This window comes from Arthrobacter sp. ISL-28, from assembly GCF_018613875.1.
Classification (GTDB): domain Bacteria; phylum Actinomycetota; class Actinomycetes; order Actinomycetales; family Micrococcaceae; genus Arthrobacter.
Genome location: NZ_JAGGPJ010000012.1, coordinates 41,614 through 56,590, shown reverse-complemented (window position 1 = coordinate 56,590; position 14,977 = coordinate 41,614). Strand labels below are relative to the sequence as shown.

The window sequence follows — 14,977 nt, the reverse complement described above, 5'->3', positions numbered from 1 at the left end:
TACATTCCGGCTCCTGCCGGTTGTGCAGTGCTTTTCCCGGCTGTCCGGCGGCCGGCTTTAGCTCCTCCGCCTGCCGGGGCAGGTATCCGGTTTGAGTCCGCCAAGGACTTCAGGCTAAGATAATACGTCGGTCATATGTTCAACAGGAGTTCTCATTAAGCGAGATGCTAGTTCGCCCTTGATGCTTGATGTCAAGGACCTCGGACGCAGTCCGGGGAGCATGCGTACACTGACGGAACATGTACCCGCGCCAAGTGACCTTGGCGTGGCGCTCATTGGCGTTCAGGAAGGCTCGGACATCGAGCTTGACCTGAGGCTTGAGGCCGTACACGAAGGAATTCTGGTATCAGGAACTGCACTTGCTGAAGTAACCGGCGAGTGCGGCCGATGCCTGGATCCCCTTGCGTATGACCTCGAAGTCAATGTGCAAGAACTTTTCTTCTACGAAGGCGCCTTGCCTTCCGATGAGGAAGACGATGAAGAGCAACGTCGAGTCGAGCACGATCTGATCGATCTTGAGCCGGTGTTGCGGGACGCAGTTGTAACCATGCTGCCGTTCCAGCCGGTGTGCCGGGAAGACTGCCAGGGCCTGTGTTCCGAATGTGGAGCGCGCCTGGAAGACGAGCCGGGGCACCACCACGAGGTCGTAGATCCTCGCTGGGCTGCCCTAGCTGATCTGGCTAAGCCTGACCGGCAAAATTGATTTGTAAGTGTTTTTCTAGAGAGAAATGAGTTAGCCGTGGCTGTTCCCAAGCGGAAAATGTCTCGCTCGAATACCCGCGCCCGCCGCTCCCAGTGGAAGGCGACTGCCCCCCACCTGGTGAAGACCGTCGAGAACGGCCAGGTTACTTACAGCCTGCCGCACCAGGCAAAGGTCGTTACCGACTCGGCTGGCACTGCGCTGTTCCTTGAGTACAAGGGCCGCAAGGTCGCAGACGTCTAATCGGCCCACAGGCTGACCAAGATGTCTTCAACTGAAGAGCTTCTGAAGCGTCTCGGTGTCTCCATTGACGCCGGGACGCTTCGTCTTGCTCTGACACACCGTTCCTATGCCTACGAAAACGGCGGCATACCCACCAATGAACGGCTTGAGTTTCTGGGCGACTCGATTCTGGGTTTCTCCGTAACCGATGCGCTCTACCGCGATAACCCGACGCTTCCTGAAGGCGACCTCGCCAAGCGGCGGTCTGCCGTCGTGAGCACGCGGGCCCTCGCGGGCATCGGGCGCAGCCTCGGCATTGGCGATTACATTTACCTCGGGCAGGGCGAGAAGCTCACTGAGGGCAAGAACAAGGCTTCGATCCTGGCTGACACCATGGAAGCGCTCATCGGCGCCACCTATGTCTCCAACGACATCGAGACCGCCCGCCAGCTGGTCATGCGCCTGATCGGTCCCCTCCTGAAGGATGCCGCCGCACTAGGCGCCGGCACCGACTGGAAGACCAGCATCCAGGAACTGGCCGCCATGCGTCAGCTCGGCAGCATCTACTACGCCGTGGAAGGCTCCGGGCCGGACCACGCGCGGACGTTCATCGCGGAGCTGCAGATCGGCGGCAAGCCGTACGGCAAGGGATCAGGCCACTCCAAGAAGGAAGCGGAGCAGGAAGCCGCAGCCGACGCCTGGCAGAAACTCTCCGGCGCAAACACGACGGACGCTTCTTCGGAAGCCGCCTCGGGCAGCTAGGAGCCCGGTGCCTGAACTCCCCGAGGTCGAGGTGGTCCGCCGCGGCCTGGTCAGCTGGGTCCTCGGCCGGACCATCACCAGCGTCGAGGTACTCGATCCCCGGTCCGTGCGGCGCCACGCGCTCGGACCGGAGGATTTCGCAGGAAACCTTGAGGGCGCACGGGTCCTTGACGTGGTCCGCCGCGGAAAATTCCTGTGGATGCCGCTGCAGGACGACGGCGCAGTCCGGCCGTCGGGGCCACCCACCGTGGCCCTGATGGCACACCTTGGCATGAGCGGCCAGCTGCTGATGCAGGACAGCGCCGTGCCGGACGAGAAGCACCTCAAGGTCCGGCTCCACCTGAGCCCCCGGGACGGAATGCCCAGGCAACTGAGGTTCGTGGACCAGAGGATCTTCGGCGGACTTTTCGTCACGTCACTCGTCCCGACGGAAGACGGCGGCCCCGGCGGCTTGGCCGAGGTGCCGCTGCCGCTCATCGCCGAGGAAGCGTCCCACATTGCGCGTGATCCCCTGGACCCGCACTTTTCCTTTCCGGACTTCTATCGCCGGCTCCGGCGCCGCAAGACCGGGCTGAAGAGGGCGCTCCTGGACCAGGGCCTGGTGTCCGGGATCGGCAACATCTACGCAGACGAGGCCCTGTGGCGGGCCCGGCTTCACTTCGCCCGACCCACCGATACCCTGCGGCGCGCGGAGGCAGAGCGCGTGCTCACCGCGGCCCGCGAGGTCATGCTCGACGCCCTCGACGCAGGCGGCACCAGTTTCGACGCGCTGTACGTCAACGTGAACGGTGCCTCGGGCTATTTTGACCGTTCCCTCAACGCCTACGGCCGGGAGGGGGAGGCCTGCCGGCGGTGCGCCCAGTCCGGCATCGTCAGCCTCATGAAGCGCGAACAGTTCATGAACCGTTCCTCCTACACATGTCCCGTGTGCCAGCCGCGGCCCCGAAACGGCCGCTGGTGACTACCGTCTCCGGGCTCCAAAGACCTTAAATCCGCGGATTTACGGCCCCGTGGCAGTACATTTAGGGCGGGACACCCAGCCGCCGCCACTCAGGAGATCCGAAACACCTTGCACCTCAAGAGTCTGACCGTCCGGGGCTTCAAGTCCTTTGCCTCGGCGACGACCTTCGACTTTGAGCCCGGCGTCACCGCGGTGATAGGGCCCAACGGCTCGGGTAAATCCAATGTGGTGGATGCTCTGGCCTGGGTCATGGGCGAGCAGGGGGCCAAGACCCTGCGCGGCGGCAAGATGGAAGACGTCATATTCGCCGGTACCTCCGGCCGCCCGCCCTTGGGGCGCGCCCACGTTTCCCTCACCATCGACAACACCGACGGCGCGCTTCCCATTGAATACAGTGAAGTGACCATCTCCCGCACGCTGTTCCGCACCGGCGGTTCCGAGTACGCCATCAACGGTGCCGGCTGCCGGCTCCTGGACATCCAGGAGCTGCTCTCCGACACCGGCCTGGGACGTGAGATGCACGTCATCGTGGGCCAGGGCCAGCTCGACAAGGTGCTGCACGCCACGCCTGAAGACCGGAGGGGTTTCATTGAGGAAGCCGCCGGAATCCTGAAACACCGGCGCCGCAAGGAAAAGACCGTCCGGAAGCTGGAAGCCATGCAGGCCAACCTGCAGCGGCTCAGCGACCTCACCGGCGAAATCCGGCGCCAGCTGACGCCGCTGGGCAAGCAGGCGGAGGTGGCCCGGCGGGCCCAGACCGTCCAGTTTGAGGTTCGGGACGCGCGGGCCCGGCTGCTGGCCGACGACCTCGTCCAGCTCCAGAACACCCTGGCGCAGGAGGTCGCTGACGAAACCGCGCTCAAGGCCCGGCGCGCCGTCGTCGAAAAGGAACTCGAGGCCGGCCGTCAGAGCCAGGCCACCCTGGAACAGCTTGCCGCCGAAGCAACCCCGCGGCTGAATGCCGCGCGGGACACGTGGTACCAGCTGTCGGCCGGACGCGAGCGGCTGCGCTCCCTTGGCTCGCTGGCGCAGGAGCGGTGCCGGCTCCTGGGCTCCGCGGACGCCGCACCTGAACCGGGCCGCGACCCCGACCAACTGGAGAAGCAGGCAGCCCGTGTCCGGGCCGAACAGGCGGAACTTGAACGCGAGATGACCGGCAGGCGCAGTGCCCTGGAAGCTGCCACCGCGGCGAAAAGCGAGGCCGAAGAGGCAGCCGCCGCCGAGGAGAAACGCCTCACTGCCTCCCTCCGGGCCGCAGCTGACCGGCGCGAAGGCCTGGCGCGGCTCGCGGGCCAGGTGGCGGCGGCAAGGTCAAGGGTGGAATCGGCGCAGGCGGAAGTGGGCAGGCTCCGCGAATCGAAAGCTGCCGGCGAGGAACGCAGAAAACAGGCCCAGTCCGAGTTCACGGCGCTGGAATCCCAGGTCGCCGGGGTCGAGGACGGCGAGGAGTCGCTCGACGCCGAGTATGAGGAAGCCAGTGCGGCGCTGGACGCTGTCGTTGCAGAGATCGAATCCCTTCGGAGCGCCGAGCGGGAAGCAGTACGTGAACGGGACGCCCTCAAGGCCTGGCGCGATGCCCTCCAACTGGGTCTTAACCGCAAGGACGGTTCCGAGCACGCGCTCGGAGCCGGGCTCCCCGGCATCGTGGGCCCGCTCGCGTCGGAGCTGACGGTGGAACCGGGGTACGAAGCTCCAATTGCCGCAGCCCTTGGCAGTGCCTCGGACGCCGTCGTGGTCAGGGACGGTGCAACCGCTACGGCCCTGGCGCAGATCCTGAAGGACGACGACGCCGGCCGGGCCACGCTGCTGCTGGAGGATGCGCCGGAACCGGCGTGCCTGGCACCGCATGCCGACGTGCTGCCGGAAGGGGCCCGCTGGGCGCTGCCCGAGGGGGCCCGTTGGGCCAGCGATCTCGTGTCGGCCACAGGCCCGGCAGCCACGGCAGTGCACGGACTGCTGGCCGGGACAGCCGTCGTCGGCGATCTGGATGCCGCCGCCCGGCTGGTTGGCGAGCGGCCGGAACTGACAGCGGTCACGCACGCAGGGGACGTCTTCACCGCTCTGACCGTCACCGGAGGTTCTGCAAAGGCGCCGTCGCTGCTTGAGGTTCAGGCCGCCGTCGACGACGCCGCCTCCCGGCTCGCCGCGGTCACCGCCGGGCTGGAGCAAAACCGCTTTGCCCTGGCTGGCGCACAGTCGCGACGGTCCGAGGCGCAGGACCGGGTGGACGCCGCGCTTGAGAGGTTGCACGACTCCGACGCACGGCTCGCGGCGGTGGCTGAACGGCTCGGCCATCTCAATTCGGTGCTGCGCAGCGCCGTGGGGGAGAGCGAACGGCTGGCGGCGTCATTGGCGCGGGCCGAGGCGAATATTCTGCACGAACAGGAAGCCCTGACCGCAGTTGCCGCGAGGCTCGCTGCCGCCCAGGAGGCTCCCACCGAAGAGGAACCGTCCACCGGGCAGCGGGACGCCCTGGCCAAGGCCGCCGCCGTGGCGCGCTCCGCCGAGATGGATGCCCGGCTCTCCTTGCGCAGCGCCGAGGAACAGCTGTCCGCCATCCGGAACCGGGCAGCGTCACTGGAACGTGCCGCTGCCTCGGAACGCCGGGCCCGGGAGGAAGCAGCCGAGCGCGCACGCCGCCGCCGGATCCAGGCCCGGCGGGCAGCCGCCGTGTCCGACGCTGTGGAACAGATCATCCGGTTCAGTGACGTCTCGGTTGAACTGGCCGGACGGGAGCGCGACGTCGCCGAGCAAAACCGCGAGCAGCGGGACCGCGAGCTCGCGCAGATTCGGACGGCCAATGAAGCGCTTGCCCGTGAGCTCGCTGAACTGACAGACTCGGTGCACCGTGATGAGCTGGCGCGCACCCAGCAGAGGCTTCGGATCGAAGCGCTGGAGAACAGGGCGGTCGAAGAGCTGGGCATGACTGCCGGCCAGCTCGTTGCCGACTACGGCCCCGACCAGCCGGTTCCGCTCCCGGCGGGCGGGTCAACGGACAAGTGGGCGGAGCTGCGGGCGCCCGTCGATGACGACGGCCGGCCCGTCGTGGAGGGGAAACCCTTTGTCCGGGAAGAGCAGGAAAAGCGGCTTCGCAAGGCGGAACGGGACCTTTCATCCCTGGGCAAGGTCAATCCGCTGGCGCTCGAGGAATTCGCGGCGCTGGAGGAAAGGCACCAGTTCCTGAACACGCAGCTGGAAGATCTCAGGTCCAGCCGCAAGGACCTGCTGGATATCATCAAGGAAGTTGACGACCGGGTGCAGCGGGTCTTCGCGGAGGCCTTCGCCGATACGTCGGCCCAGTTCGTCCACGTCTTCGCCCGGCTGTTCCCGGGCGGTGAGGGCCGGCTGGTCCTCACCGATCCCGATGACATGCTCACCACAGGCATCGAGGTCGAAGCAAGGCCGGCAGGAAAGAAGATCAAGCGCCTGTCGCTGCTGTCCGGCGGCGAAAGGTCACTGACGGCAGTCGCGCTGCTGGTGGCGATCTTCAAGGCGCGGCCCTCGCCCTTCTATGTGATGGATGAAGTGGAGGCTGCGCTGGATGACACCAACCTGGGCCGCCTCATTACGATCTTTGAAGAACTCCGCGAATCCAGCCAGCTGATCGTCATCACCCACCAGAAGCGGACCATGGAGGTGGCCGACGCGCTTTACGGCGTGACCATGCGGGGAGACGGTGTCTCCACCGTGATCAGCCAGCGTCTGGGCGCCGAGGTCTAGCACGGACGGGCGGTCATCACCTGCCCGCCGCCCCCTCGGCTGTTGTGAGAAGCTAGGGGTGTGAACGACATCCTCCCTATTCTCCTGCCCATTCTTGCTGCCCTGGTGGTCATCGGCGGGCTGGTCCCGGTGCTGATGAAAGCACGGAGGTCCGGCACCCTGTACCCGGGGACCCGCGATGCCAACGATCCCGTGCAGCCGCCCGCCGGCGGAGGAACCCTCCTCGAGGACCGCCCGGTGCAGGCTCCCGAACGGAAGGCGCCAGACGGCGTCGGCCTCGAAGGCCTTGAAACAGAGGTTCCCGACGATGTCGCCGGCCTGGAAACCATTCCGGTCGAGACTCCGCAGCCTGTTGAAGGACGCCTCACCCGCCTCCGGGAGCGGCTGGTCAAGTCGAACAACGTCCTCGGCAAGGGCCTCCTCGCGCTGCTGTCCAGCGACAAGATCGATGAGAATGTCTGGGACGAGGTGGAGGAGACGCTGCTCCTCGCCGACCTCGGTACTGAACCCACTATGCAGCTGGTCGACGCGCTCCGTGAACGTGTCAAGGTCCTGGGCACCCGGTCACCCGAGCAGGTCAAGGCACTCCTGCGCGAGGAGCTCATCAAGCTGGTGGATCCCACCATGGACCGGAGCCTCCGGATCGAACGCCACGCCGACAAGCCTGCCGTGATGATGGTGGTCGGCGTCAACGGGGTGGGCAAGACCACTACTGTTGGCAAGCTGGCCCGCGTCCTCGTCGCAGAGGACAAGGACGTCCTGCTCGGCGCAGCCGACACGTTCCGCGCCGCCGCCGCCGAGCAACTGGCCACGTGGGGCCAGCGCGTGGGCGTTCCCACCGTAAAGTCCGACGTCGATGGAGCCGACCCGGCGTCGGTCGCCTATGAGGCGGTCAAGGCAGGCATCGAGCAGGAAGTCGACGTCGTCATGGTTGATACTGCCGGCCGCCTGCAGAACAAGGTCGGCCTCATGGACGAGCTTGGCAAGGTCAAGCGTGTCATCGAGAAGCTGGCCGAGGTTGACGAAGTGCTCCTGGTGCTGGACGCCACCACCGGCCAGAACGGGCTGAACCAGGCCCGGGTCTTCGCCGAAGTCGTGAACATCACCGGCATCGTCCTGACCAAGCTGGACGGAACCGCCAAGGGCGGCATTGTCGTGGCCATCCAGAGGACCCTCGGCGTGCCCGTGAAGCTGATCGGCCTCGGTGAAGGAGCGGACGATCTCGCCCCCTTCGAAACCGAAGGCTTCGTGGACGCGCTCCTGAACTAGCTTCCATGACTGGCTGGGACGCGACGCGGCGGGCTAGCTGGGCCGGGCGGCGTTCGAGGGCTGCCGCTGCACCGTCTCGCGGGCGACAAGCCAGGCAACGGCCGCGAGCACCAGCACGCCTCCCGTCACGGCGAAGGCCCAGCCGTAGCCGAGCTCGTCCGCCAGCAGGCCGGCCAGGACCGGTCCGAGGATGGCCCCGATGTCCGCGGTCATCTGGTAGGCGGCGAGCACGCGCCCGCCTGAGCGTTCACGCCCGACGACGTCGGCAACCGCGGCCTGCTGGGCCGGGCCAAGCAGGCCAGCTCCCACACCCGCAAGCATCGACGCGGCAAGGAACCAGACCAGCCCCTGGGTGAGTCCAATTCCGCCGGTTGCCGCTCCCGTCAGCAGCAGCCCGGCGACCATCATGGGCTTCCGGCCAAGGCTGTCAGCGAGCCGGCCCGAAAATGTCAGGGCCACCGCGTTTCCGGCAGCGAAGACCGCCAAGGCCCAGCCGGCAGCCTCGGGTCCGGCCCCGAGAGCGGTGACGGCAAACAGGGGAATCGTGGCCATCCTCACGCCGAAGGTGGCCCAGCCGTTGGCGAAATTGGAGAACAGCGAGGCGCGGTAGGCGCTGTCGCCGAGCGCCTCACCGAATTTCATCGCCGGGGCGGCCGAACCGTCGCGGCCTCCGGTGCCGGGGACATGGCTCAGCTGCGTCTGCACCACGAGCGCCGCCACGACCAGCGCTCCGGCGTAGGCAAGGAATGGAACCCGCAGCCCGAACCCGGCCAGCAGTCCTCCCACGATGGGCCCGCAGACATTGCCGATCAGGAACGCAGAGGCGTAGGCGCCGGAAACCCTGCCGCGGCTTTCGGCCGGGGCGAGCCTGATCACCAGTGCCATCGACGCCACTGTGAACATCACCGAACCGGCGCCGCCGAGCCCCCGGAACACCAGGAGCTGCCAGTAGTTCTGGGCGAAGGCGCAGGCGGCCGTGGACGCCGCGACAATCAGCACCCCCGCGACATAGACGGGCCGCTCGCCCAGCCGTCCGATCAGCGCGCCGCCGGCCGGGGCGAACATGAGCCGCATGAAGGCGAAGATGCTGACGATCACCGCGGCGGCGGTAGCGCCGACGTCGAACGTGGTGGCGAACTGGGGGAGCACCGGCGCCACCAGCCCAAAGCCGAGGGCGATCAGGAACGCCGCGACAAGCATCACCTTGATGTCACGGGGCAGCCGGGCATCGGGGGTCCGCCTGAAGGCTGGGAACCGCAATCTGCTGGCGGCGGTACGGGGGCGTGGCGTCATGGAGCGATGATCCTTGCAGAGCGTGCCGGAGGGACGGATTGGGACGGGTGAAACATAACCGTAACAAGCCAGATATGCACCATTTACTTCCGGGAGGTTCTTGTAACAGGCCGGCAATCTAAATCCTCCGCCAGCGAAACACAGCGAGGCAAAAATTTAGTCAGAACGCAAAAGGCGTTGGCCAAGCGGATTTTTCTCCGCATCACCGATCACGAGAGGACGTGCACCATGGAACTTACCGCAGGTCACGTATGGCTCATGGTGGCAGCGGCACTCGTGCTGTTCATGACACCAGGCCTGGCATTTTTCTACGGCGGCATGACGCGCGCCAAAGCGGCGCTGAACATGATGATGATGAGCTTCATCTCAATCGGCATCGTGAGCGTTGTATGGGTACTCTGGGGTTACTCCATGACGGGGGGTGACGGCTTCCTGCAGATGGTCGGGAACCCGTTCGCCAACTTCGGGCTTGAAGGCATCACGGAACCGGACGGCCTCATTCTTGTCGGCTATGGAGCAACCTTCGCCATTATTACCGTGGCCCTGATCAGCGGAGCCATCGCGGACCGCGCCAAGTTTGGCGCCTGGACCGTGTTCGTGCCCGTCTGGGTAACACTGGTCTACTGCCCGCTGGCCTACATGGTCTGGGGTGGCGGCCTCTTCGGTGAGGACGGCGCGATCGGCCAGGCACTCGGCCCGGCCATCGACTTCGCCGGCGGCACCGTGGTCCACATCAACGCCGGTGTGGCCGCCCTGATCCTCGTCCTGATCATCGGCAACCGCAAGGGCTTCGGTAAGGACCCGAACCACCGCCCGCACAACATCCCCTTCGTGATGCTCGGGGCTGCCATCCTGTGGTTTGGCTGGTTCGGCTTCAACGGCGGCTTGGCCGCTAGCGCTGAGCAGGGCGGCCTGATCTGGGTCAACACCCTGGCTGCACCTGCCGCCGCCATGATCGGCTGGCTCATCACGGAACGAATTCGTGACGGACACCCCACCTCTCTCGGCGCCGCATCCGGCGTTGTCGCCGGCCTTGTTGCAATTACCCCGGCCTGTGCAAACGTCAGCCCGGTTGGTGCCCTCGGCCTCGGCCTCGTAGCCGGTGCCGCATCGGCCCTGGCCGTCGGACTCAAGTTCCGCTGGGGTTTCGATGACTCCCTGGACGTTGTGGGCGTGCACCTCGTGTCCGGCATCATCGGCACCGTGGCCCTGGGCTTCATCGCAACGCCCGTTGATGGCGTCGGCGGCGGTCTCTTCTACGGCGGCGGCCTGACCCAGCTCTGGGCACAGCTCGCGGCGGCCGGCATCGCCATCGCATACTCGGCCATCCTGACGCTCCTGATCGCACTGGCCATCCACAAGACCATGGGCTTCCGTGTCTCCCAGGAGCAGGAAGTGGTGGGCGTCGACCTCAGCCTGCACGCCGAGACGGCCTACGAGTTCGGTGTCGGCGGCCACGGCGGAAGCTTCCAGCCCCTGCATGAACTGATCACGGGCAACGCTTCCACCAGCGGCACGGACAACGCACCGGCGGCAGGCGCAGCAGCCGAGAAGGCAGAAACAGCATCAGGCAAGGAAAGCGTGGGGGCATGAAACTGATTACAGCAATCGTCCGTCCGGAGAAGCTCGAATCCATCCGGGAAGGCCTGGAGGCCTACGGCGTCCAGGGCCTGACGGTCAGTGCAGCCAGCGGCTACGGCCGGCAGCGGGGGTACACCGAGGTCTACCGGGGTGCCGAGTACAACGTGGACCTGCTGCCCAAGATCCGCGTGGAGGTTCTGGCAACGGACGAACAGGCTGACGACATCCTGGATGTCATCATTTCCAGCTCCAACACCGGACGGGCCGGGGACGGCAAGGTCTGGACTATGGATGTTTTTGAAGCAGTGCGGGTGCGGACGGGCGAACGCGGCGTAGCAGCCATTTAGCCGCCGTCAGCTGCGCCGTCCACATCCGGCGCCGTTCATCCGGCAAAGCACAAGCGAATGCAGAAGGGCCGGTCACCAGCAATGGTGACCGGCCCTTCTGCATGCCGGCAGCCATGCCGTCCCGGCCGCCAGATGGCGGGGTTATGAGGTGTGTGACGCGGAACCTGACCAGCCTCCGGGGCCGGACGTGCCGGCGTCGTACTCCTCGAGCGGTACGGCGTCCTCGGCCCACGCTTTGAGCACCGGCTCAAGGATCCGCCAGCAATCCTCCGCGGTGTCGCCGCGGACGGAAAGCAGGGGGTCACCGGTGAGGACGCCTTCAAGCACTTCACCGTAGGGGAGCAGCTCGGAGGCGTTCAGCTCTGCGGTGAGCGTGGTGCGGTCCAGGCTGAAGATGTCCCCAGGGCCGTTGACATCGATATCGAGCGCCAGGGTGTCCGGGCCGAAACCGATCCTTAGGCTGTTGGGTGCGTCGACACCGGAGAATCCGTGGGGGAGGTGGGGCACCGGCCGGAAGGTGACCACTGCTTCCTTTCGCTTGTCGCCCAGTGCCTTCCCGGAGCGCAGGATGAACGGCACGTCCTTCCAGCGCCAGTTGTCGATTTTCACCTGGACCTCAGCCAGCGTTTCCGTGTTGCGGTCCGGGTCGACCCCCTCTTCCCTGACGTAGTCCGGGACCTTCCTGCCGCCCATCGTGCCGGCCGTATAGCGGGCACGCCGTGTGCTGGAGTTATACGGCGGCCTGATGCTGCTGGCGCGGAGAACGGCCGCCACCGCGTCCCGGAGGTCGCGCTCGCCGATCGTGGCCGGCGGCTCGATGGCCATCAGCGCCATGATCTGCAGCAGATGGCTCTGGATCATGTCCCGCAGGGCGCCGGCGCCGTCGTAGTACCGGGCGCGGCCTTCGAGGGCCAGGTCCTCGTCGAAGATGATCTCCACTTTTGCGATGTGCTCACGGTTCCACACCGGCTCGAGGAAGTTGTTGGCAAAACGGAGGCCGAGGATGTTCAGGACCGTGGCCTTGCCCAGGAAATGGTCCACGCGGTGGATGTGGTCTTCGGGGACGAGCGTCAGGAGCGTCCGGTTCAGTTCGCGCGCTGACTCTTCGCCCGAGCCGAAGGGCTTCTCCATGACCAGCCGCGTCCCGGCCGGAACCTGGGCCGGGGCCAGGATATCGCAGGCTTTCTGGCTCACGTGCGGCGGCAGGGCGAAGTAGACGGCCACGGGCCCCTCGAGCTCCGCCAGCAGGGAGGCCAAAGGCCCGTCCGCGGTGACGTCCAGCTGGTGGTAGGCGGTGAATTCTTCAAGCGCCGAGAGGGCCTTCTTTCCGGCGGTGTCGGCCTGGCCCGCTGCGTCGGCGAAGGCCGTGTGGACGCGGTCCCGCCATTGCTCCTGCGGCCAAGGGTCAGAGCCTGCCCCCACCAGCCTGAGCCCGTCCGCCCGGCCGGTGGCCACGAGCCTGGCGAGCCCGGGAAGCAGGAGGCGTCCCGTCAGATCGCCGGAGGCGCCAAGGATGAGCAGGGTTTTTACAGCTGTTTGGCTCGTCACCTTGCCAAGCATGCCATCTTGGAGGCCCGTCTTGGTACCCTAGATAGTCGAGTCCCGTCGTCGACGCAGTTGGAAACAACAGCCGAGACGCTGGTGTGCCGAAGGGCCGCCATCCGTACATCCACTGAAAGAAGTGCACGGCGCGTGTTCAATTCACTCTCTGACCGGTTGACAGCAACCTTCAAGAATCTCCGTGGCAAGGGCCGCCTCACCGAGGCAGATGTCGACGCCACAGTCCGTGAGATCCGGCGGGCCCTGCTGGACGCTGACGTTGCCGTGCCCGTGGTGCGTGAGTTCACCGGCCAGGTCCGTGGACGCGCGCTCGGCGCCGAGGTCTCCGGGGCGCTGAACCCGAGCCAGCAGATCGTCAAGATCGTCAACGAGGAGCTCGTCGAGATCCTCGGCGGGGAGACCCGCCGCATCCGCCTGGCCAAGACCGGGCCCACCATCATCATGCTCGCCGGCCTCCAGGGCGCCGGTAAGACCACCCTCGCGGGCAAGCTCGCCAAGTGGCTGAAGGGGCAGGGCCACAGTCCCATCCTCGTGGCCTGCGACCTTCAGCGCCCCAACGCTGTCACCCAGCTGCAGGTCGTCGGCAAGCGCGCCGGCGTCCCCGTCTTCGCCCCACACCCCGGCGCCACGTCCGAGCTGGAGCACCCGGCCGGCGACCCGGTCGCCGTCGCCCGCGCAGGTGTCGAGGAGGCCCGCCAGAAGCTGCACGACGTCGTCATCGTGGACACCGCCGGACGTCTCGGCGTGGACGCCGAAATGATGGAACAGGCGCGCCAGATCCGCCGGGCCATTGTCCCCAACGAAGTCCTCTTCGTGATCGACGCCATGATCGGCCAGGACGCCGTGAACACGGCAATGGCGTTCGATGAAGGCGTCAACTTCACCGGCGTCGTGCTGTCAAAGCTCGACGGCGATGCGCGCGGCGGTGCCGCGCTGTCCGTCGCCTCGGTCACCGGAAAGCCTGTGATGTTCGCGTCCACCGGCGAGGGCGTGGACGACTTCGAAATGTTCCACCCGGACCGCATGGCGTCCCGCATTCTCGACATGGGCGACGTCCTCACCCTGATCGAGCAGGCCGAGAAGTCCTGGGACAAGGACGAAGCAGCCCGGATGGCGAAGAAGTTCGCCGACCAGGAAGACTTCACGCTGGACGACTTCCTCGCCCAGATGCAGCAGATCCGCAACATGGGCTCCATGAAGAAAATGCTCATGATGATGCCCGGCGCGCAGAACATCCGCCAGCAGCTGGAGCAGTTCGACGAACGCGAGATCGACCGCGTGGAGGCGATCGTGCGTTCCATGACCCCGCACGAGCGGCTGGCTCCCAAGATCATCAACGGCTCACGGCGCGCCCGCATCGCCCGGGGTTCGGGCGTTCACGTCTCCGAAGTCAACGGTCTCCTTGAGCGGTTCGCGCAGGCCCAGAAGATGATGAAGAAGATGGCGCAGGGCGGCGGCATGCCGGGAATGCCCGGGATGCCGGGCATGGGCGGCGGCGGCGGTGCCCGCAAGGGTGCCAAGAACGCACCGAAGAAGAAGGCACGTTCAGGCAACCCGGCCAAGGCGGCACAGGAACTCCGTGACGCCGAAGCCCGGCGCGCCAGCGCAAAGGCGCTGCCCACGGGTGCGGCCTTCGGCCAGCAGGGCAGCGACTTCGATCCGTCCCAGCTGAACCTGCCCAAGGGCTTCGACAAGTTCCTGGGCAAATAGGGGCACGGTCATGTCGGCCGGCGGCGATGCCAGACCTCTGCCATAAGGTTGGGTCATGTTTAAGCAGCGGGTAGTGTTCGTCCACGGGGCCGGGAGTTTCGGCTCCGCCGCGTGGCCGCGCCAGCACGGCATGGCCCTGCAGTATGACGCCCTGTTCCTGCGCCGGCACGGCTTTGACGCGGAGGCCGAACCGCTGGAAACGGACTTCGCCGAGGACGTGCGCATCGTGCTGCGGTCGCTGGCCGATGACGGCCGCGGCGCTGCCGGCGGCCACGTGGTGGCTCACTCCCAGGGTGCCATCGCCGCGATGATGGCCGCCGTCGAACGGCCGGACCTCGTATTCTCGCTGACGCTTGTGGAGCCGGCCTGCCTGTCCCTGACCGCGGAACTGCCGGCGACGGCGGCGCACCGGTCACTGATGGAGCCCCTGTTTGAGGTCCGGCACCAGCTCGGCGACGACGACTATGAGCGGGAGTTCGTACGGCGTGCCTTCGCGGCGGAAGCACCGGGCCCCAGCACGCCGGAAGCGCGGCGCGCCGCCAGGCGCCTGCGGCTGCAGGCACCCCCCTGGCAGGCCCCGCTGCAGATTGTTCCCGGTGTCCCTACCTTGGTCCTCACTGGCGGTTGGGAACCCCTGTATGAGGAGATTGCCGGCTATCTCAGGGAGACCGGCGCCCTGCACCGCATTGCCGCGGGAGGCCACCGGCCCCAGGATTCCCCCGAGGGCGACCGTTTTATCCGAGCGTTTGTTGCCGAGGTCAGTCGCGGGCAACATCCGCGGGCGTCCTGACCCCACCGCTCGTTATCCAGGGCCCCGTCCGGCCGGCCCCCAATGTGCCGGCCGGGCGGAGC

Annotated in this window: 12 protein-coding genes; 10 read left to right on the top strand and 2 right to left on the bottom strand. The window is 66.6% G+C overall.

Going from position 1 to position 14,977, the window contains the following annotated elements; all coding sequences use genetic code 11:
• Nucleotides 1-178 precede the first annotated feature (178 nt).
• The 6 genes from J7E80_RS09435 (at nucleotide 179) to ftsY (ending at nucleotide 7,634) form a co-directional block, all read left to right on the top strand.
• The gene (locus tag J7E80_RS09435) at nucleotides 179-703 is read left to right on the top strand and encodes a DUF177 domain-containing protein (protein ID WP_215051215.1); all 525 of its coding nucleotides are present in this window, start codon (nucleotides 179-181) and stop codon (nucleotides 701-703) included.
• Nucleotides 704-739: 36 nt separating this feature from the next.
• Nucleotides 740-943, top strand: a complete 204-nt coding sequence (rpmF, locus tag J7E80_RS09430; protein ID WP_009356569.1) for a 50S ribosomal protein L32 — start codon at nucleotides 740-742, stop codon at nucleotides 941-943.
• Between the two features lie 21 nt (nucleotides 944-964).
• A complete protein-coding gene (gene rnc, locus J7E80_RS09425; protein ID WP_215051214.1) occupies nucleotides 965-1,684 on the top strand; it encodes a ribonuclease III in 720 nt (239 codons plus the stop codon).
• 7 nt (nucleotides 1,685-1,691) lie between these two features.
• On the top strand, nucleotides 1,692-2,645 hold the full coding sequence (mutM, locus tag J7E80_RS09420; RefSeq protein ID WP_215051213.1) for a bifunctional DNA-formamidopyrimidine glycosylase/DNA-(apurinic or apyrimidinic site) lyase: 954 nt from the start codon (nucleotides 1,692-1,694) through the stop codon (nucleotides 2,643-2,645).
• A 108-nt stretch (nucleotides 2,646-2,753) separates the two neighbouring features.
• Nucleotides 2,754-6,365: a chromosome segregation protein SMC gene (smc, locus tag J7E80_RS09415; RefSeq protein WP_215051212.1), complete on the top strand. Its 3,612-nt coding sequence runs from the start codon at nucleotides 2,754-2,756 to the stop codon at nucleotides 6,363-6,365.
• A 60-nt stretch (nucleotides 6,366-6,425) separates the two neighbouring features.
• Nucleotides 6,426-7,634, top strand: a complete 1,209-nt coding sequence (ftsY, locus tag J7E80_RS09410; protein WP_215051211.1) for a signal recognition particle-docking protein FtsY — start codon at nucleotides 6,426-6,428, stop codon at nucleotides 7,632-7,634.
• A gap of 33 nt (nucleotides 7,635-7,667) precedes the next feature.
• Here the strand turns inward: ftsY and J7E80_RS09405 are convergent, their stop codons facing one another.
• Nucleotides 7,668-8,927 carry an MFS transporter gene (locus tag J7E80_RS09405; RefSeq protein ID WP_215051210.1) on the bottom strand — a complete coding sequence of 420 codons (1,260 nt, stop codon included), beginning with the start codon at nucleotides 8,925-8,927 and terminating at the stop codon, nucleotides 7,668-7,670.
• Nucleotides 8,928-9,155: 228 nt separating this feature from the next.
• Here J7E80_RS09405 and J7E80_RS09400 point away from each other — a divergent pair, with 228 nt between their 5' ends.
• Complete coding sequence (locus J7E80_RS09400; RefSeq protein ID WP_215051209.1) at nucleotides 9,156-10,520, top strand: ammonium transporter; 1,365 nt, start codon at nucleotides 9,156-9,158, stop codon at nucleotides 10,518-10,520.
• Complete coding sequence (locus tag J7E80_RS09395; protein WP_215051208.1) at nucleotides 10,517-10,855, top strand: P-II family nitrogen regulator; 339 nt, start codon at nucleotides 10,517-10,519, stop codon at nucleotides 10,853-10,855. The genes J7E80_RS09400 and J7E80_RS09395 overlap by 4 nt, the downstream gene beginning before the upstream one ends.
• Before the next feature lie 141 nt (nucleotides 10,856-10,996).
• Here the strand turns inward: J7E80_RS09395 and J7E80_RS09390 are convergent, their stop codons facing one another.
• Nucleotides 10,997-12,403 carry a glucose-6-phosphate dehydrogenase gene (locus J7E80_RS09390; RefSeq protein ID WP_215051207.1) on the bottom strand — a complete coding sequence of 469 codons (1,407 nt, stop codon included), beginning with the start codon at nucleotides 12,401-12,403 and terminating at the stop codon, nucleotides 10,997-10,999.
• A 144-nt stretch (nucleotides 12,404-12,547) separates the two neighbouring features.
• On the opposite strand from J7E80_RS09390, the gene ffh reads away from it, so the two are divergent.
• Together ffh and J7E80_RS09380 are read left to right on the top strand one after the other, a co-directional pair.
• Nucleotides 12,548-14,125, top strand: coding sequence for a signal recognition particle protein (ffh, locus tag J7E80_RS09385; protein ID WP_215051206.1), 1,578 nt, complete (start codon nucleotides 12,548-12,550; stop codon nucleotides 14,123-14,125).
• 55 nt (nucleotides 14,126-14,180) lie between these two features.
• Nucleotides 14,181-14,915, top strand: coding sequence for an alpha/beta fold hydrolase (locus J7E80_RS09380; protein WP_215051205.1), 735 nt, complete (start codon nucleotides 14,181-14,183; stop codon nucleotides 14,913-14,915).
• Nucleotides 14,916-14,977 lie beyond the last annotated feature (62 nt).